Annotated in this window: 18 protein-coding genes; 12 read left to right on the top strand and 6 right to left on the bottom strand. The window is 71.7% G+C overall.

Annotation, left to right across the window (positions count from 1 at the left end):
- Positions 1–411 precede the first annotated feature (411 nt).
- Together DFJ66_RS30650 and DFJ66_RS30645 are read right to left on the bottom strand one after the other, a co-directional pair.
- On the bottom strand, positions 412–1,176 hold the full coding sequence (locus tag DFJ66_RS30650) for a DoxX family protein (RefSeq protein WP_121226280.1): 765 nt from the start codon (positions 1,174–1,176) through the stop codon (positions 412–414).
- Between the two features lie 85 nt (positions 1,177–1,261).
- Positions 1,262–2,176: a 2-hydroxyacid dehydrogenase gene (locus DFJ66_RS30645; protein ID WP_121226278.1), complete on the bottom strand. Its 915-nt coding sequence runs from the start codon at positions 2,174–2,176 to the stop codon at positions 1,262–1,264.
- 30 nt (positions 2,177–2,206) lie between these two features.
- Between DFJ66_RS30645 and DFJ66_RS30640 the strand changes: the two genes are divergently transcribed.
- On the top strand, positions 2,207–3,064 hold the full coding sequence (locus tag DFJ66_RS30640; protein WP_121226276.1) for an alpha/beta fold hydrolase: 858 nt from the start codon (positions 2,207–2,209) through the stop codon (positions 3,062–3,064).
- A 10-nt stretch (positions 3,065–3,074) separates the two neighbouring features.
- A complete protein-coding gene (locus DFJ66_RS30635) occupies positions 3,075–4,259 on the top strand; it encodes a PQQ-dependent sugar dehydrogenase (RefSeq protein WP_121226274.1) in 1,185 nt (394 codons plus the stop codon).
- On the opposite strand, the gene DFJ66_RS30630 is transcribed toward DFJ66_RS30635, so the two are convergent.
- Together DFJ66_RS30630 and DFJ66_RS30625 are read right to left on the bottom strand one after the other, a co-directional pair.
- Positions 4,256–4,759, bottom strand: coding sequence for a GNAT family N-acetyltransferase (locus DFJ66_RS30630; protein WP_121226271.1), 504 nt, complete (start codon positions 4,757–4,759; stop codon positions 4,256–4,258). The genes DFJ66_RS30635 and DFJ66_RS30630 overlap by 4 nt on opposite strands.
- Positions 4,760–4,769: 10 nt before the next feature.
- Complete coding sequence (locus tag DFJ66_RS30625) at positions 4,770–5,675, bottom strand: LysR family transcriptional regulator (RefSeq protein ID WP_121226269.1); 906 nt, start codon at positions 5,673–5,675, stop codon at positions 4,770–4,772.
- 72 nt (positions 5,676–5,747) lie between these two features.
- Here DFJ66_RS30625 and DFJ66_RS30620 point away from each other — a divergent pair, with 72 nt between their 5' ends.
- Genes DFJ66_RS30620 through DFJ66_RS30610 form a run of 3 tightly spaced genes read left to right on the top strand, consistent with a single transcriptional unit; the run spans position 5,748 to position 9,032 of the window.
- Positions 5,748–6,377, top strand: a complete 630-nt coding sequence (locus tag DFJ66_RS30620; RefSeq protein WP_246029963.1) for a succinate dehydrogenase cytochrome b subunit — start codon at positions 5,748–5,750, stop codon at positions 6,375–6,377.
- Between the two features lies 1 nt (position 6,378).
- Positions 6,379–8,289: a fumarate reductase/succinate dehydrogenase flavoprotein subunit gene (locus DFJ66_RS30615; RefSeq protein WP_121226265.1), complete on the top strand. Its 1,911-nt coding sequence runs from the start codon at positions 6,379–6,381 to the stop codon at positions 8,287–8,289.
- Positions 8,286–9,032 (top strand): succinate dehydrogenase/fumarate reductase iron-sulfur subunit, encoded by a 747-nt coding sequence (locus DFJ66_RS30610; RefSeq protein ID WP_121226263.1) that lies wholly within the window; start codon positions 8,286–8,288, stop codon positions 9,030–9,032. Before DFJ66_RS30615 ends, DFJ66_RS30610 begins: the two co-directional genes overlap by 4 nt.
- Here the strand turns inward: DFJ66_RS30610 and DFJ66_RS30605 are convergent.
- Positions 9,008–9,859: a YeiH family protein gene (locus DFJ66_RS30605; protein ID WP_121226261.1), complete on the bottom strand. Its 852-nt coding sequence runs from the start codon at positions 9,857–9,859 to the stop codon at positions 9,008–9,010. The two genes, DFJ66_RS30610 and DFJ66_RS30605, sit on opposite strands and share 25 nt — an antisense overlap.
- Before the next feature lie 11 nt (positions 9,860–9,870).
- Here DFJ66_RS30605 and DFJ66_RS30600 point away from each other — a divergent pair, with 11 nt between their 5' ends.
- Genes DFJ66_RS30600 through DFJ66_RS30580 form a run of 5 tightly spaced genes read left to right on the top strand, consistent with a single transcriptional unit; the run spans position 9,871 to position 14,543 of the window.
- A complete protein-coding gene (locus DFJ66_RS30600; RefSeq protein ID WP_121226259.1) occupies positions 9,871–10,755 on the top strand; it encodes a LysR family transcriptional regulator in 885 nt (294 codons plus the stop codon).
- Complete coding sequence (locus DFJ66_RS30595) at positions 10,752–11,396, top strand: hypothetical protein (protein WP_121226257.1); 645 nt, start codon at positions 10,752–10,754, stop codon at positions 11,394–11,396. Before DFJ66_RS30600 ends, DFJ66_RS30595 begins: the two co-directional genes overlap by 4 nt.
- A 31-nt stretch (positions 11,397–11,427) precedes the next feature.
- Entirely contained in the window at positions 11,428–13,563 is a 2,136-nt protein-coding gene (gene ligA / locus DFJ66_RS30590; protein ID WP_121226255.1) for an NAD-dependent DNA ligase LigA, read from the top strand.
- A 54-nt stretch (positions 13,564–13,617) separates the two neighbouring features.
- On the top strand, positions 13,618–14,127 hold the full coding sequence (locus DFJ66_RS30585) for a nucleotidyltransferase domain-containing protein (RefSeq protein ID WP_121231969.1): 510 nt from the start codon (positions 13,618–13,620) through the stop codon (positions 14,125–14,127).
- On the top strand, positions 14,124–14,543 hold the full coding sequence (locus DFJ66_RS30580) for a hypothetical protein (protein ID WP_121226253.1): 420 nt from the start codon (positions 14,124–14,126) through the stop codon (positions 14,541–14,543). The genes DFJ66_RS30585 and DFJ66_RS30580 overlap by 4 nt, the downstream gene beginning before the upstream one ends.
- A gap of 13 nt (positions 14,544–14,556) precedes the next feature.
- On the opposite strand, the gene DFJ66_RS30575 is transcribed toward DFJ66_RS30580, so the two are convergent.
- Positions 14,557–14,964, bottom strand: a complete 408-nt coding sequence (locus DFJ66_RS30575) for a protein-tyrosine phosphatase family protein (protein WP_121226251.1) — start codon at positions 14,962–14,964, stop codon at positions 14,557–14,559.
- A 404-nt stretch (positions 14,965–15,368) separates the two neighbouring features.
- On the opposite strand from DFJ66_RS30575, the gene DFJ66_RS30570 reads away from it, so the two are divergent.
- On the top strand, positions 15,369–15,875 hold the full coding sequence (locus tag DFJ66_RS30570) for a GNAT family N-acetyltransferase (RefSeq protein WP_121226249.1): 507 nt from the start codon (positions 15,369–15,371) through the stop codon (positions 15,873–15,875).
- Between the two features lie 118 nt (positions 15,876–15,993).
- Entirely contained in the window at positions 15,994–16,719 is a 726-nt protein-coding gene (locus DFJ66_RS30565; RefSeq protein WP_121226247.1) for a 3-keto-5-aminohexanoate cleavage protein, read from the top strand.
- The last annotated feature ends 2 nt before the right edge of the window (positions 16,720–16,721 follow it).

Below are 16,721 nucleotides of genomic sequence, written 5' to 3'. Positions count from 1 at the left end.
TTGCGAGCGCGGAGCGCGTCCGGTTGGAGAAGCGCGAAGCGAGGGCATGAGAGCGGAGCGTGGAGTTCAAAGATCAAAAGAGCCTCGCCGGCGGGCAGGCCGCCAAAGAGGACGGAAAAGAAAAAAGCGGGGGCTTTTCCGTCCTCCCCGTATGGCCTGGCGGAGCCAACCACACTTTGGGCCGGGTGCCGCTAAAACTTTTTGCTCGTTCCTCGCAAAAACTTTCGGCTGCACCCGACCCAAAGTGTGGTAGCCCTTCGGGCAGGCCATACGGGGAGGACGGAAAAGCCCAAAAGCAAGCGCGCTGCGCGCGCCCGAAGACAAAAGCACGCGCTGCGCGCGAGGTTCGGCTTCGGCTGCCAACGCGAACGGCCCGTCCCGGGGTGCGGGGACGGGCCGTTGGCGTTGTTGTCAGCGGAAGACGTAGAGGGTCGCCGCCGTGGCGCCGGCTGCCACGAGCAGGCACAGGAAGCCCGACAGCAGCGGGTGGCGGAACCAGCTGCGGTTGTAGTCGAACGCCGCTCGCCCGGGACCGGCGAACAGGACGGCGAAGGACATCGCGGCCAGGGCGACCTCCAGTTCGATGCCGTTCGGCGCGAAGTAGCCGCCGCGGTACTTGAGGGCGATGGCGTTGGCCAGCACGCCGAGCACGCCGGCCGCCGCCAGCGGCGTGAACAGGCCCAGGACCAGCAGGCCGCCGCCGGCCAGTTCGGTGATCCCGGTGACCCAGGCGAGGATGCGCGCCTCGCGGTAGCCCGAGCTCTCCAGGTACCTGGTGAACCCGTCGATGCCCGGGCCGCCGAACAGCCCGAACACCTTCTGCAGGCCGTGCGCGACGAACGCGCCGCCCAGTGCCAGGCGCAGCACCAGCAGGCCCAGGTCGGCGCTGCCCGACCAGCCGAACGGCTTGCGCTCGTCCTCCTCGTCGAAGTGCGAGGTGGCGGGTGGGTCGTAGTCGGTGACCGGGGTGAAACCGGAGGTGTCGAAGGTGTTGGTGTCCTTGTCGAACGCGCTGGGGGCGGTGAACGCCGTCGTGTCCCTCCCGAAGCTCTGCGTGCCGGCGTCGAAGTGGTGCGCTCCCCCGCTCGAGGTCGAGGACGTCGAGGTCGAGTAGAAACCGTCGTCGGAGTAGCCGCTCGAACTCGAAGCCTTCGAGCGGTCGTCGTGGGTAGCCACGAACCCGCACGTTAGGAGGTTCGGACCAGGACCGCGAGCGTCCGATCCGCCGCCGAACTTCACCCGAATGGAGTAGTTTGAGCCACTAGTAAGCGCCTCGGACCAGGTTCTTGGGCTCCTCGCCGCGTGCGAACCGGGCCACCTCGGACGCCACCACCGCGTAGGCCCGCTCGGCGTGCCCGGTGCACGACCCGGCCACGTGCGGCGTGAGGAACAGACCCGGGACGGTCCACAGTGGATGGTCGGACGGCAGCGGCTCGGGGTCGGTGACGTCCAAGGCGGCGCGCAGCCGGCCCGAGGACAGCTCGGCCACCAGGGCGTCGGTGTCGACGACCGGGCCGCGGGCCGCGTTGACCAGGATCGCCCCGTCCTTCATGCGGGACAGGAACTCCGCGTCCACCATCCCGGTGGTCTCGTCGGTCAGCGGCACCACGACCAGCACGGCGTCGTGGTCCGGCAGCAGGTCGGGCAGCTCGTCCATCCCGTGCACGCCGTCGCGGGCGGTCCGCCCGACCAGGGTCGCCGACGCGTCGAACGGCAGCAGCCGCCGCCGGAACTGTTCGCCCAGGTCACCCGCGCCGACCACGAGGACCCGCTTGTCCTGCAACGTCTCCGTGAGGTGGTAGTCCCACCGGCGCTCCTGCCGCGCCCGCTCGAACACCGGGAAGTCCCGGTAGATCGCGAGCAGCGCCCCGATCGCCCACTCGGCCGTGGAACCGCCGTGCGCACCCCGGCACGTCGACAACATCACCCCGTCCGGCACGGTCCCGATGAACCGCTCGGCCCCCGCCGACAGCAGCTGCACCAACCGCAGCTTCGGCAACTGCGCGAAGAACTCCGAAGGGTCGGTGCTCTGGAGGAACTTCGGCACCAGCACCTCGGCGTGCGCGGCCTCGGGCGGCAGCGGCGCGCCCACCTCGTACTTGACCGCCCGCACACCCTCCACGTCGGACAGGACGCGGACACCGAGGTCGTCGGGCACCAGAACGGTGAATGTCACGGCACCGCACGTTACGGCACACTGGCCGCCATGCGGGAGCACGACGTCTTCTCCGCGGACGGCACGCGGATCAGGGTCTGGCGCACCGACTTCGACGGCCCGGACGTGCTCCTGAGCCCAGGCCTCGGCGCGGTGCCGACAGCCTGGCCCGAGCTACCGGACGCGCGCGTGCTGGGCTGGTACCACCGCGGCGTGCTCGGCTCCGCCCGCCCCGACGACCCGGCCCGCATCACCGTGGACGACCACGTGGCCGACGCGCTGGCCGCGCTGGACGACGCCGGCATCGAGCGGTGTGTCGTGATGGGGTGGTCGATGGGCGTGACGATCGCGGCCGAACTCGCCCTGCGCCACCCCGAGCGCGTGTCCGGCCTGATGCTGGTCGCCGGCGCGGCGGGCGACCCGTTCGCGAGCGTGCTCGGCCTGCCGGGTGTGCCGGAAGACCTCCGCCGGCTCCTGGGTGTCTCGTCTGCAACCGCGTTGCGGCTCGCCGGTCCCCTGCTGGACGCCGTGCTGCACCGCGTGCCCGTGCCCGACCTGCCCTCGCCGCTGGTCGGAACGCTGCGGCAGTTCCTCAAACACGACTGGCGCTGGTACTTCACCCTCGCGCTGGCGCTGGGCCGCACGTCCCGCTTGGACCTGACCGGTGTGACGTGCCCCACGACCGTGCTGGCCGGCCGGTACGACCTGATGGCGTCCCCGGACAGCCTGCTCGGCCCGGTCGCCGGTCTCCCGCAGGCCAGGGTGCGTGTGCTGCCCAACACCCACTTCCTGCCGCTGGAGAACCCGGACGTCGTGGTCGCCGAGCTGGAGCTGCTGCTGGACCGGGTGGCGGGCGTGGAGGACGCCCTCCGGGACCTGCTCACCTCACGTTCACGGCCGCGCGCCTAGCCTGGACGTCGTGTCTCGACTGCGTGCGGTGCTCATCGGGTCCGCCGTCGGCCTGCTGGCCGTCGGCTGCGCGAGCTTCCCCGAGCAGCCGGCCCCCGCCGGCTGGAGCGCCGCGCCCCAGCTCACCCCCCAGGCCGGGCCGCGCCCGGAACTGCCCGGCGAGCTGCCCAGGAACCCCGGTCAGGGCCAGCAGCCCGGCCGGCAGCAGGCCCCGGTCCCGCCGCCGCAGGGCTGCAAGGACTTCCACCCGGCCGTGGTCGGGACGTGCCTGTCCCCGGTGTCCGGCGTGGCGCTGGCGGACGTGAACCAGTCCACCGGGGTGGTCACCGCCCTGGCCACCGAGCGCAGCACCGGCCGCCTGCTGCGGGTGACCAAGGACGTCGACCCGGTGGTCGTGCACACCTTCGAGGTCGACGCGTCCTCCGATGGCGGGCTGACCGGCCTGGCCCTGTCCCCGACGTACGCCGAGGACCAGCTGATCTACGTCTACGCGACGACCGCCACCGACAACCGCGTGCTGCGGATCGCGCCCGGCGACGTCCCGAAGCCGGTCCTCACCGGCATCCCGAAGGGTCCGACCGGCAACCGGGGCGTCCTGGCCCACGACCGCACCGGCGCCCTCCTGGTGGCCACCGGCGATGCGGGCAACCCGGCCGCCGCCGCCGACCCGAACTCGCTCGCGGGCAAGGTGCTCCGCATCGACCTGTCCGGCCAGCCCGCCCCCGGCAACCCGACCCAGGGCTCCCGGGTCCTGGCATCGGGCCTGCACTCGCCCGGCGGCGTGTGCGTGGCGCTGGACGGCACGAAGACGTGGGTGACCGACTGGACCCAGTCGGCGGACGTCCTCTACCGCGTGGAGCCCGGCAAGGCCTTGGCGAACCCGGCCTGGTCGTGGCCCGACAAGCCCGGCGTGACCGGCTGCTCGTCCCTGTCCGACGCGGTCTGGCTGACCACCGCCAAGACCCCGGGCGCCCTCACCCTGCCCATGAACCCGGACGGCAGCTTCACCGGCAAGCCGGAACCCATGCTGACCGGCGAGGACGGCTTCGGCCGCCTGGGCCCGATGCTGGCCCTGGACGACCGGACCGCGCTGGCCGGCACGGTGAACAAGGAGCCGGGCGGGGCCCCGATCTCCAGCGACGACCGGGTCGTGATCATCGTCCGGCCGCAGGGCGGGACCAGCGGTCGGGACTAGAGCCGGTCGAACGGCTCGGCGTAGTGGAACGTGCCGCGCAGCTCAGGCGTGTAGGCGTGCAGCGCGCGGACCTGGAAGTACTGCGCCCACTCCGGCTGCGGCGGCGTGATCCCGACTTCCTCAGCCGCCCGGAAACCGAACCGCGAGTAGTACGCCGGGTCTCCCAGCAAAGCCACCAACGGCTCACCCAAGGCCTCGGCCGCGCCCAACACCGCGTGCATCAAAGCCTTGCCCACGCCACGCCGCTGCACGTCCGGCCGCACTGAAAGCGGCCCAAGCCCCAACACCGGCGTGCCGTCGACATGGCCCCGAGTGCACAGGACGTGCCCGACCACCTCGCCGTCGACCTCGGCCACCAGCGACAACTCGGGGATCCACCCCGCGTCCTCCCGCAGCGCCCCCACCAGCCACACCTCACCGCCCGGGCGCTGCGCGAAAGCGGCTTCCGTGACCGCTGCGATCGGCTCGACGTCGGACTCGGTCTCCCGGCGGATGATCATGCGCGGGACCCTACTCGCCGACCAGGTGAACCCCGGCAGGCATTTCCGCGCCGCGCAGGTAGCTCATCAGGACGTTCCGGAACGCCCGCGCGGCCGAAGTGGGGGCGACGTCCGTCCGGTGCGCCAAGCCGACCGTGCGCGAGGTGCCGGGCGTCAAAGGCGTTGCGTGCAGCGCGCGGGTGGCCAGGACCGTGCTGGGCACGATGGCCACACCCAGACCGACCTCCACGAACCGCAGCACCGCGTCCATCTCGCCGCCTTCCACGGCGAACGTGGGCTCGAACCCCGCTCCCCGGCAGGCCGCCAGCGTGGTCTCGCGCAGGTCGTAGCCGGGGCGGAACATGACCAGCGGGTGGTTCCTCAGGTCCAGCAACGCCATGCGCTCGACGCCCAGCGGCTCGGCGGAGGCGACCACCAGCTCCTCGCGCAGCACCGGGTCCACCGTCAGCGCCCGGTCCGCGTCCACCGGTGACACGATGACCAGCGCCAAGTCCAGCGAACCCGCCTCCAGCGCCTGCACGAGGTCCCGCGACCCGCCCTCGGTCACGGACACGTGGATGCCCGGATAAGCGTCGTGGTACCGCTTGATGACGTCGGCGAAGATGCTGCCGCACAGGCTCGGCGTCGCGCCCACCCGCACCCGGCCACGCCGCAACCCCACCAGCTCCGCGACCTCCAGCCGGGCGGTGTCCACATCGGACAGGATCCGGCTGGCCACCGGCAGCAGGGCCTCGCCGGCGGGCGTCAGCGTGATGTTGCCGCGCGCCCGGCTGAACAGTTCCGCGCCGAGTTCCTTCTCCAGCGCGTGGATCTGCTTGGACAGTGAGGGCTGCGCCACACGCACCTCCTCGGCGGCCCGCGTGAAGTGCCGCGTCCGGGCCACTGCCAGGAAGTACACGAGCTGCTGGAGCGTCATAGCCCCAGGCTATCCTCAGGCAGCTCACGATGTATTGGACGACTCGTCACGCCGGTTCCTAGCGTCGTCGGCGTGGACACGATCCGGCTCTACCGCAGCACGATCGGCAAGAAGGCCGTCATGGCGGTCACCGGCGCGGTGCTGTTCCTGTACGTCGTCGTGCACATGCTCGGCAACCTGTTGATCTTCACCGGTCCGGGTGCGCTGGACGCGTACGGCAAGTTCCTGCGGGACGTCAACGTCGTGTGGCCGACCCGGTTCGGCCTGCTCATCGCGGTGGCGCTGCACTTCGTCGCCGCCTACCAACTCACCGCCAAGGCCCGCAAGGCCCGTGGCCGCTACGAGCACCGACGGCCCGTGCAGGGCTCCTACGCCGCCCGCACCATGCGGTGGGGCGGGGTGATCATCGGGCTGTTCGTGGTCTACCACCTGCTCGACCTGACCGTCGGCGTGGCCAACCCGCACGGCGTGCACGGCGAGATCCACGCGAACGTCGTCGCCGACTTCCAGCACTGGTACGTGGTGCTGGTCTACACGGTCGCGGTCGTCGCGCTCGGGTTCCACCTGCGCCACGGCGTGTGGAGCGCGACCCGCACGCTGGGCGTGGTCACCTCGCGGACCATCGGGCTCGCCGTTGCCGTCGTGATCTGCGCCGGCTTCCTCTCCGTCCCCTTCGCCGTCTTCACCGGATTGGTGAGCTGACATGAGCTTCTACACCGAGGGCCCGCCGATCGCCGACCACCGCGTCCCGGACGGCCCGATCGAGACCCGCTGGGACCGCCGCCGGTTCTCCGCGCGCCTGGTCAACCCGGCCAACCGCCGCAACCGCACGGTCATCGTCGTGGGCACCGGCCTGGCCGGGGGTTCGGCCGCCGCGACGCTGGGCGAGCTGGGCTACAACGTGAAGTCCTTCTGCTACCAGGACAGCCCGCGCCGCGCGCACAGCATCGCCGCGCAGGGCGGGATCAACGCGGCCAAGAACTACCGCAACGACGGCGACTCCGTGCACCGCCTCTTCTACGACACCGTGAAGGGCGGCGACTTTCGCTCCCGCGAGTCGAACGTGCACCGGCTGGCGCAGATCTCCGTGGAGATCATCGACCAGTGCGTGGCGCAGGGTGTGCCGTTCGCGCGTGAGTACGGCGGCCTGCTGGACACCAGGTCCTTCGGCGGAGCGCAGGTTTCCCGCACTTTCTACGCGCGCGGCCAGACCGGGCAGCAACTCCTCCTGGGCGCCTACCAGGCACTGGAACGCCAGGTCAACGCCGGTCGGGTGGAGATGCACACCCGGCACGAGATGCTGGACCTGGTCGTGGTCGAGGGCCGGGCGCGCGGGATCGTGGTCCGCGACCTGGTCACCGGCGAGATCTCCACGCACCTCGCCGACGCGGTCGTGCTGGCCACCGGCGGCTACGGCAACGTGTTCCACCTGTCCACCAACGCCAAGGGGTGCAACACCACGGCGATCTGGCGGGCGCACCGGCGGGGCGCGTTGTTCGCCAACCCGTGCTTCACGCAGATCCACCCCACGTGCATCCCGATCAGCGGCGACCACCAGTCGAAGCTCACCCTGATGAGTGAATCCCTCCGCAACGACGGGCGCGTGTGGGTGCCCAAGAACCCGCAGGACCCACGTCCGCCGAACGACATCCCCGAATCGGAGCGCGACTACTTCCTGGAGCGCATGTACCCGAGCTTCGGCAACCTGGTGCCGCGGGACATCGCGTCCCGGGCGGCGAAGAACATCTCCGACGAGAAGCGCGGTGTCTACTTGGACTTCGCGGACGCCTTGAAGCGCCTCGGTCCCCTTGCGGTGGAAGAGCGCTACGGGAACCTCTTCGAGATGTACCAGCGCATCACGGGCGACGACCCGTACAAGGTGCCGATGCGCATCTACCCGGCTGTCCACTACACGATGGGTGGACTGTGGGTGGACTACGACCTGCGCTCGAACATCCCCGGGCTCTACGTGATCGGCGAGGCGAACTTCTCCGACCACGGCGCGAACCGGCTGGGCGCGAGCGCGTTGATGCAGGGCCTGGCGGACGGCTACTTCGTGCTGCCCGGCGTGATCGGCGACTACCTGGCGGACGCGCCCTTCGAGCCGGTGTCCGACGAGCACCCCGCCGTGGCCGACACGGTGTCCGAGGTCCGCGGGCGGATCAAGACCCTGCTGGCGGTGGACGGGGACCGGACCGTCGAGTCGTTCCACCGCGAGCTGGGTCGGCTGATGTGGGACGAGTGCGGCATGGAACGCAACGAAGCCGGGCTGCGCAAGGCGCTGAACCGCATCCCGGAGCTGCGTGAGGAGTTCTGGCAGCGGGTGAAGGTGCCGGGGTCGGGCGCGGAGCTGAACCAGCAGCTGGAGAAGGCGGGCCGGGTGGCGGACTTCTTCGAGCTGGCCGAGCTGATGTGCGTGGACGCCCTGCACCGCGAGGAGTCGTGCGGCGGGCACTTCCGGTCCGAGAGCCAGACGCCGGACGGCGAGGCGTTGCGCGACGACGCCCGCTTCTCCTACGTGGCCGCGTGGGAGTTCACCGGCGACAAGCCCGTGCTGCACAAGGAAGAGCTGGTGTTCGAGCACGTCCAGCCGACGACCCGGAGCTACGCGTGAAACTGACCCTGCGGATCTGGCGGCAGCACGGCTCGTCGGGGCGGCTCGCGGAGTACGTCATGGACGACCTTTCGCCGGACATGTCGTTCCTGGAGGCGTTGGACGTCCTAAACGAGAAACTCATCCTCGCCGGCGAGGAACCGGTGGCGTTCGACCACGACTGCCGTGAGGGCATCTGCGGCATGTGTGGCGTGATGATCAACGGCGTGGCGCACGGGCCGCAGAAGGCGACCACGGCGTGCCAACTGCACTTGCGGCACTTCAAGGACGGCGACGTGCTCACGGTGGAGCCGTGGCGCGCGGACCCGTTCCCGGTGGTGCGGGACCTGGTGGTGGACCGGTCGGCGTTCGACCGGATCATCGCGGCCGGCGGGTACGTCAGCGTGCCCACCGGCAGTGCCCCCGACGCCCACGCCCTGCCCGTGCCCAAGCCGGACGCGGACACGGCGTTCGAGGCGGCGGCGTGCATCGGCTGCGGGGCGTGCGTGGCGGCGTGCCCGAACGGGTCGGCGATGCTGTTCACCGCGGCGAAGGCCACCCACCTGGGCGTGCTGCCGCAGGGGCAGCCTGAGCGGTACCAGCGGGCGCGGAACATGGTCGCCGAGCACGACGCCTTGGGGTTCGGTGGGTGCACCAACACCGGTGCGTGCACATCGGTGTGCCCTAAAGGCATCCCGTTGACCACCATTGCGCGGTTGAACGCGGACCTGCTGAGGGCTCACACCACCAAGAGCGACAGGTAGCCCACCGAGCACACCAAGAGCGTCGCCAACAACCCGAGCAGCATCGCCCGCGGTCCGGTCGCGAGCAGTCGCCGCGGCCGGACCGCCGTTCCCAACCCGAACATGGCCGCCGCGAAGAGCACGGTGGTCGTCGTTTTCGTCACGCTGAGCACGTCCTCGGGCACGAACCCGGTCGACCGCACGACCACCATCGCCAGGAACCCGACCAGGAACAACGGGAGCAGCGGGGTGTCCCGCCGCCGCCCGGCCAGCGCGGCGACGGGGGCGAGCAGCGCCACCCGGCTCAGCTTCACCGCCATCGCGGTCGCGGCCCCGGCGGCGGGCGCGGCCACCGCGACCTGCGCCACCTCGTGCACGCTCAACCCGATCCACTCCGGGGACGCGCCCAGCAGTGGCAGGGCGATCATGGTCAGCGTCCCGAACAACGTCACCAGGGCGACGCTGGTGGCCACGTGGTCCTCGTCCTCCTCCGCCGCCACGGCCGCGATCGCCGACGCGCCGCAGATGGAGAACCCGCTGGCCATCAGCACGGTGAGTTCCTTGGGTACGCGCAAACGCTTGCCCAGCCACAGCGTGCCCGTGAAGGTCACGGCGACCGTGAGCACGGCCGCCAGCAGGACCCCCGGCCCCAGGTCGACCAGTTGCGGCAGCGACAACTGCAAGCCCAGGAGGACGACACCGGCCCGCAGCAGCCGCCGGGTCACGGCGGCGAGCGGCGGCAGGTGCCCACCCAGGACGACCCCCAACACCAACGCGCAGATCAGCACGACTACGAGGGTGGGTGTGCTCGCGGGCTCGCGGTAGGCGGCAAGTCGCGATGGGGTCATACCCTGTGGCTATGACCGACCTGGAATCGCTGCGGCTGTTGGTGCTGGTCGGGGAGCTGGGCAGCCTCGGGCGGGCGGCGCGGGAACTGGGGATCGCGCAGCCCTCGGCGAGCAAGCGCCTCGCCACGCTGGAACGCGGGCTGGGCCTGGCGCTGGTGGACCGGGGCCGCCGGGGCTCGGCGCTGACGCCGGCGGGCGTGGTCGTCACCGAACGCGCCCGGGTCGTGCTGGACGAGCTGGACCGGCTGACCGAGAGCGCCCGCGCGCTGCGGTCGGCGCAGCAGGCCGAGCTGCGCGTGGCGGCGAGCATGACCGTGGCCGAGCACCTGGCGCCGGGGTGGATCGGCGAGCTGCGCCGCACCCGTCCCGAGCTGCACGTGGGCCTGCGCGTGACCAACTCGGAGACGGTCGGCCGGCTGGTCCGCGAGGGGGCGGTCGACCTGGGGTTCGTGGAGAAGCCGGGTCCGCTGGAGGGGCTGTCCACGCGCAAGGTCGCCGTGGACCGGCTCGCCGTGGTCGTCCCACCCGGCCACCGCTGGACCCGCCGCCGCCCCACCGTCCGCGACCTGGCCGCGACCCCGTTGGTGATGCGGGAACGCGGCTCCGGCACCCGCGACACCCTCGACCGGGCACTCCCGGACGCGTGCCCGCCCGCTCTGGAGCTGGGCTCGACGACGGCCGTGCGCGGGGCGGTCGTCGCAGGCGTGGCCCCTGCGGTTCTGAGCGTGCTTGCTGTGGCTCTGGATCTCGCGGACGGCCGCTTGGTGGAGGTGCCGGTGGAGGGCTTGGACCTGCGGCGGGTGCTGCGCGCGGTGTGGCCGGCCGGGCGCAGGCTGGTGGGACCTGCCGCGGAACTCCTCGCCGTGGCCGTCCGGCGTAGTTCAATGGGTGCATGAGCTGGTTCCGTCGACGCAGCCCCGAGCCCCCGCCGCAGCCCCGCCACCTGCCCAACCCTGAGGAAGCGGCGGCGGAGTTCTGGCGGCGCTGGTTCGAGCTGCTGCCGGAGGTCAACGCGGCCCTGGGCGAGCGTGAACCGCACCGGCTGGAGAACGAGCTGTGCGAGCTGGTCGCCGCCGTCCACCCGGACCTGCACTTCTCCCTGGACCGCGGGCAGCAGGCGATCTACTCGCTGGTCATCAGCGGCCAGGAGGACCCGCGGCTGCGCCCCTACACCGACGCGTGGAAGGCCGCCGCGCCGCCGGACGACATGATCTGGGAGTTCCACGACTCGGTGCCGCCCGTGCCCGACCCGACCGAGGTGACGGTCAACCTGGGCGCCCGGAAGGTGCCGCTGGCGGACGTGCGGGTGGTGGCGCAGGTCGGCGAGGGCCTGGTGGACGTGGCCGTCTACCACCCGGAGTTCGCGGCGCTGTCGGACGAGCAGCGGCGGACCATGACGTTCCTGTCCCTCGACGTGACCCTGGGTGAGCGGTTGGCCGGCGAACGGCTGGGCCGCGTCGAGACCGCCACCGCCGAGCCGGCGGGCACGATCGGGTTGTTGGAACTCCGCGAACTCGTCCGGTCGCTCGTGGACTGAAATTGTCGTACCCGCTGGTTAACATCCACCCGTGACCAGCGACCAGCTCGACCAGACCGGCACCGCCGAGGGTGTGGAGGACGTGCCCGCCCCCGCGCGGGAGCGCCACGCCGCGCTCGCGGAGGAGGTCCGGGGCCACCAGTTCCGGTACTACGTCCTCGACTCGCCCACGATCAGTGACGGCGAGTTCGACGCGTTGCTGCGCGAGCTGGAGGCACTGGAGGCGGAGCACCCCGGTCTGGCCACACCGGACTCGCCCACCCAGCTGGTCGGCGGCACGTTCTCCACCGAGTTCCGGGCGGTCGACCACCTGGAGCGGATGCTCAGCCTGGACAACGTGTTCTCGGCCGACGAGCTGCGGGCGTGGTGCGAGCGGGTGGAGAAGGAGGTCGGGTCGGGCGCGCACTACCTGTGCGAGCTGAAGATCGACGGGCTGGCCGTCAACCTGCTGTACGAGAACGGGCGGCTGGTGCGGGGGCTGACCCGGGGCGACGGGCGGACGGGCGAGGACGTCACGCTGAACGTGCGCACGCTGGAGAACGTGCCCGAGGTGCTGACCGGGACCGACGAGTACCCGGTGCCGGCGCTGGTCGAGGTGCGCGGCGAGGTGTTCTTCGCGGTGGAGGACTTCCTGGAGCTCAACGCGCGGCTGGTGGAGGCGGGGAAGACACCGTTCGCGAACCCGCGCAACACGGCGGCGGGGTCGTTGCGGCAGAAGGACCCGAAGGTCACGGCGTCCCGGCGGCTGCGGATGATCTGCCACGGGCTGGGCAAGCGCGAGGGTTTCGAGCTGACCCGGCAGTCGGAGGCGTACGAGGCGCTGCGGGCGTGGGGCCTGCCGGTGTCCTCGCACACCCGCGTGCTCACGTCGTTCGAGGAGATGCGGGCCCACGTCGAGTACTGGGGCACACACCGGCACGACGCCGTCCACGAGATCGACGGCGTGGTCGTGAAGGTGGACGAGGTGGCCCTGCAACGCCGCCTCGGCTCCACATCGCGCGCGCCGCGGTGGGCGATCGCGTTCAAGTACCCGCCCGAGGAAGCCACCACCACCCTGCTGGACATCAAGGTGCAGGTCGGGCGAACAGGCCGCGTGACACCGTTCGCGGTGATGGAACCGGTGAAGGTGGCCGGTTCCACGGTCGCGCGCGCCACGCTGCACAACGCCAGCGAGGTCAAGCGCAAGGGCGTCCTGATCGGCGACCGCATCGTGATCCGCAAGGCCGGCGACGTGATCCCCGAAGTCCTCGGTCCCGTGATCGACGCCCGACCGGCCGACGCGCGCGAGTTCGAGATGCCCGCGTCCTGCCCGTCGTGCGGCACGGTCCTGCGGCCGATGAAGGAGGGCGACGTCGACATCCGGTGCCCGAACGCGGCGACGTGCCCGGCGCAGCTCAAGGAACGCCTGGCCTACCTGGCGTCCCGGGCGGCGCTGGACATCGAGGTGCTCGGCTTCGAGGGCGCGGCGGCGCTGGTCGACTCCGACGTCTACGACGACGAGGGCGACCTGTTCTCGCTGACACCCTCCGCGCTCGCGTCCGTCGAGCTGTTCCGGACCATGTCCGGTGAGCTGAGCGCCAACGCCGTGAAGCTCCTGGAGAACCTGGAGGCGGCCAAGGAACGTCCACTGTGGAGGGTTCTGGTCGCGCTGTCGATCCGGCACGTGGGCCCGACCGCCGCCCGTGCCCTGGCCCAGGAGTTCGGCTCGATCGACCGCATCAAGTCCGCGACCGAGGAGGAACTGGCGGCGGCCGAGGGCGTCGGCCCCACCATCGCGACCGCCGTCCGGGAGTGGGTCGAGACCCCGTGGCGGCAGGAGATCGTGCGCAAGTGGGCCGAGTCCGGGGTCCGCATGGCCGAGGAACGCGACGACTCGATCCCCCGGAACCTGGAGGGCCTGTCGATCGTGGTGACGGGTTCGCTGGAGGGGTTCTCGCGCGACGAGGCGAAGGAGGCGATCCTGTCGCGGGGCGGCAAGGCGGCGGGCTCGGTGTCGAAGAAGACGGCGTTCGTGGTGGTCGGCGAGTCCCCCGGTTCGAAGGCGGACAAGGCCGTGCAGCTCAAGGTCCCGGTCCTGGACGAAGCCGGCTTCCGCACCCTGCTGACAGACGGCCCGGACGCCGCCCGCGCGGTAGCGACCGTCGAGGAGGCCGCCGCCGAAGCGTGACGACGAGGTTGGCCTGATCGAGTGATCGACGCCGCGGCGTCAAACGGCGCCCGCATGGCGTCGAGCGTGGAGACGACGCTCGCCGAGGTGGAGATCGTCGCCCAGTCGCGGGCGGCCCAGATCGGCGAGGCCGTGCTCGCGGCGGGGCGTTCCGCCGTCGGCTCCGTCCCCCAGGGCCTCACGGCGGAGGCGTTCTCGGCGGCGGGCACCCGGCTACGCGCTGGGCTGGGCGTTGTCGGCGAAGATGTGGTGGGGGATTACGTACAGGGGTCGCGGGCCGCTGGAACGGCGAAACCGACCAGCGACATCGACTTCGCCATCCGGGTCAGCCCCGAACGGTTCGACGAGCTGATCGCCCTGCGGTTCGGGACGCCGAATCCGGGCAGTGCGAAGGAGAGGACGATGCTGCACGCCATCAAGACGGGGAAGATCCACGTGGGGGAGGCCGGGTTGAGGGGGCTGCGCGGATCGCTGGAGGCCGAACTGGGCATGGAAGTCGACCTGTCGGTCATCCGCGTCGGGGGTCCCTTCGACAACCCGCCCTACATCGAGGTGCCGCGGTGACGTACGACTTCTGCCGAGTGTCGGTCAAGGACCTCGACGTCGCCCGGACAGCCGAGGTGCTGTCGGGGCTCGGCGTGGTCCTCGAACCCCAGCGCTCCGACCGGGTGCGCCACGGGGCGTTCGCCGGAATCCCCGTCGAGGTGCGGCAGAACACCGACGCCCAGGGCCCGGTTGCCGATCGGTGGCACGAAGGGCAGTCGATCGCGCAGTACCAGGACCCGGACGACGACTTCATCCTGTGGCCGGTCTGGGTCGAACTCGGCGGAGACGGCGACGAGGACCCCGGCGCCATGGTCGAACTCGCTTCCGCGATCATGCGGGCTTTCTGGGACCGGGGGCACCCGGCCGTCGCGGCGTGCGACTTCGAGGACGAGTTGCCGTGGGAAGGGGGGATCGCTCGGCTCCGTCAGCGCTGACGGTCAGGTCGTCTCAGTGCGGGAAACGGGTCACCCAGCGCTTCTGCCACGGCGTCTCCACGGCCCGCTTCCGGTAGTGCGCCCGCGTCCACGCCACCGCCTCCCCCGCCGGCACCCCCGCCAGCACCGCGAGACAAGCGACGACCGTCCCCGTCCGACCGACCCCGCCCCCGCACGCGACCTCGACGTCCTCACCGGCGAGCGCGCGGGCGTGCAGGGCGCGGATCTGTTCGACGGCGCGTTCCGGGGACCGGGGCAGTCGGAAGTCCGGCCAGTCGACCCACTCGTGCGGCCAGGGCATCTCGCGCCGGGACGTCCCCAGGTACAGCCCGAACGCGGGTGTGTCGTCGGGCGCGGGTTGGCGCAGCCCGCGGCCCCGGATCCAGGCGCCGTCGGGGAGTTGGATCGCACCGCTCAACATCCCCGGATGCTAGCTCTCGGTACGCTCGGTGATGAGGAGAGGACCGCCCGTGGACGCGCACGACGTGGTCAGCGACAGGGCGGGGTCGTGGTGCAGGCCGGGAAGATCGGCGGTTCGGTCACCTGATCACCCCATGGCCGCGGATGGCGCTCGTGGTGGCGGCGGCCGCGAGTCGGGGTGCCGGGGTCGCTCGGGAGCCGCGGTTCGACGTCGTCCTGGCGACCCGCCTCCCGCGCGTGCCCGAGCTGACGCCCGATCCCCGGCCGCCTGGCAGCGGCGCGCCGCCGGTCGGGATCCGCGGGTGCGCCTAGGCCCGCAGATGTGCGGGTCGCTCACGGTCGCGTCTTGATCGAACCCCGCCCGCAGGGTTGCCTGGACACCGACCAGAGCGGGAGGGGAAGCAGATGGCCGATGTGGTGGTGAGGCCCGCGAGGGAGGACGAGTGGGACGCGGCCGGTGCGATCACGGTGGCGGCTTACCACGCCGACCAGTACATCGAGAGCCGGACCGGTGGGTACGCGGACCAGTTGGCCGACACCCGGGCCCGGGCGAGGGACGCCGAGTTGCTGGTCGCCGTGGACACCGAGGACACCATGCTGGGCACGGTGACGATCGCCCACCCCGGCACGCCGTACGCCGAGGTCAGCCGGGCGGGCGAGCTGGAGTTCCGGATGCTGGCCGTGCACCCGGACGCGCGGGGGCGTGGGGTCGGTGAGGCGTTGGTGCTGGCCGTGGTGGCGCGGGCTCGGGAGGTCGGGGCCACGCGAGTGGTGATGAGCAGCGGCGAGCACATGACCACCGCGCACCGGCTCTACCAGCGGCTGGGGTTCCAGCGGTTCCCCGAGCGGGACTGGAACCCCGTGCCGGGGGTGCACCTCATCGCCTACGGGTTCAGCCTCGAACTGACCTGACCGCCCCGAGCCGACCCCAGTCGCGCCGGCGCCGGTCCTGGCCGAACCGACCCGGGAGGTGCGCGGCCGTCCGGGTGTGCGACTCGCCGTGCCGCGCCGGGCGTGACAGGCTTGGTCCGTGCTCCAGGCCTGCCTCAACGGTGCCCGCGAACCCGGCAGTCACCCGGCGCTGCCGGTCACCCCGCAGCAGCTCGCCGCCGACGCCGCCGCGCTGGCCGAGCTCGGCGTCACGCACTTCCACCTGCACCCGCGGGACGTCGTCGGCCTGGAGGTCATCGCCGGTCCCGAGGTCGCGACGACGGTGGCGGTGGTCCGGGCCGCCGTCCCGCACGCCGAGCTGGGCGTCACGACCGCCGCCTGGATCCAGCCCGACCCGGTGCGCCGCGCGGAACTCGTGCGCGGCTGGGCGGGCCTGGCCGCCGGACGCCCGGACGTCGCCTCGGTGAACGTCCACGAGGACGGCTGGCGCGAGGTGGTCCGCGCCCTCCAGGACGCGGGCATCGGCATCGAGCTGGGCATCTTCCACACCGAGGCGGCCCGCACCCTGGCCGCCGAGGGCGTGCCCGCCGGCACCCGCCGCATCCTGGCCGAGGTCCAGCCCGGCGAGACGATCGAGCACGCGGAAGCGCTGCTGACCATCCTCGAACCGCTCGGCACACCGATCCTGCTGCACGGCGAGGACGACAGCGCCTGGCCCATCCTCGACCACGCCGCCCGCCTGGAACTGGACACCCGCATCGGTCTGGAGGACACCCTCCTCAACCCGGACGGCCGCCGGACCAGCGACAACGCCGAACTGGTCACCTACGCCCAACGCACCCTGCGCACCAACGCCGTCCGCTAGCC

Source organism: Saccharothrix variisporea, from assembly GCF_003634995.1.
GTDB lineage: Bacteria > Actinomycetota > Actinomycetes > Mycobacteriales > Pseudonocardiaceae > Actinosynnema > Actinosynnema variisporeum.
This window is presented reverse-complemented; position numbering and strand designations above follow the sequence as displayed.

Excerpts from the sequence above, each read along its gene's own strand:
- DFJ66_RS30640 (WP_121226276.1), top strand. The coding sequence starts at position 2,207 with ATGCGGGAGCACGACGTCTTCTCCGCGGACGGCACGCGGATCAGGGTC.
- DFJ66_RS30630 (WP_121226271.1), bottom strand. The coding sequence starts at position 4,759 with ATGATCATCCGCCGGGAGACCGAGTCCGACGTCGAGCCGATCGCAGCG.
- DFJ66_RS30625 (WP_121226269.1), bottom strand. The coding sequence starts at position 5,675 with ATGACGCTCCAGCAGCTCGTGTACTTCCTGGCAGTGGCCCGGACGCGG.
- DFJ66_RS30615 (WP_121226265.1), top strand. The coding sequence starts at position 6,379 with ATGAGCTTCTACACCGAGGGCCCGCCGATCGCCGACCACCGCGTCCCG.
- DFJ66_RS30605 (WP_121226261.1), bottom strand. The coding sequence starts at position 9,859 with ATGACCCCATCGCGACTTGCCGCCTACCGCGAGCCCGCGAGCACACCC.
- DFJ66_RS30600 (WP_121226259.1), top strand. The coding sequence starts at position 9,871 with ATGACCGACCTGGAATCGCTGCGGCTGTTGGTGCTGGTCGGGGAGCTG.
- DFJ66_RS30595 (WP_121226257.1), top strand. The coding sequence starts at position 10,752 with ATGAGCTGGTTCCGTCGACGCAGCCCCGAGCCCCCGCCGCAGCCCCGC.
- DFJ66_RS30585 (WP_121231969.1), top strand. The coding sequence starts at position 13,618 with ATGGCGTCGAGCGTGGAGACGACGCTCGCCGAGGTGGAGATCGTCGCC.
- DFJ66_RS30575 (WP_121226251.1), bottom strand. The coding sequence starts at position 14,964 with ATGTTGAGCGGTGCGATCCAACTCCCCGACGGCGCCTGGATCCGGGGC.
- DFJ66_RS30570 (WP_121226249.1), top strand. The coding sequence starts at position 15,369 with ATGGCCGATGTGGTGGTGAGGCCCGCGAGGGAGGACGAGTGGGACGCG.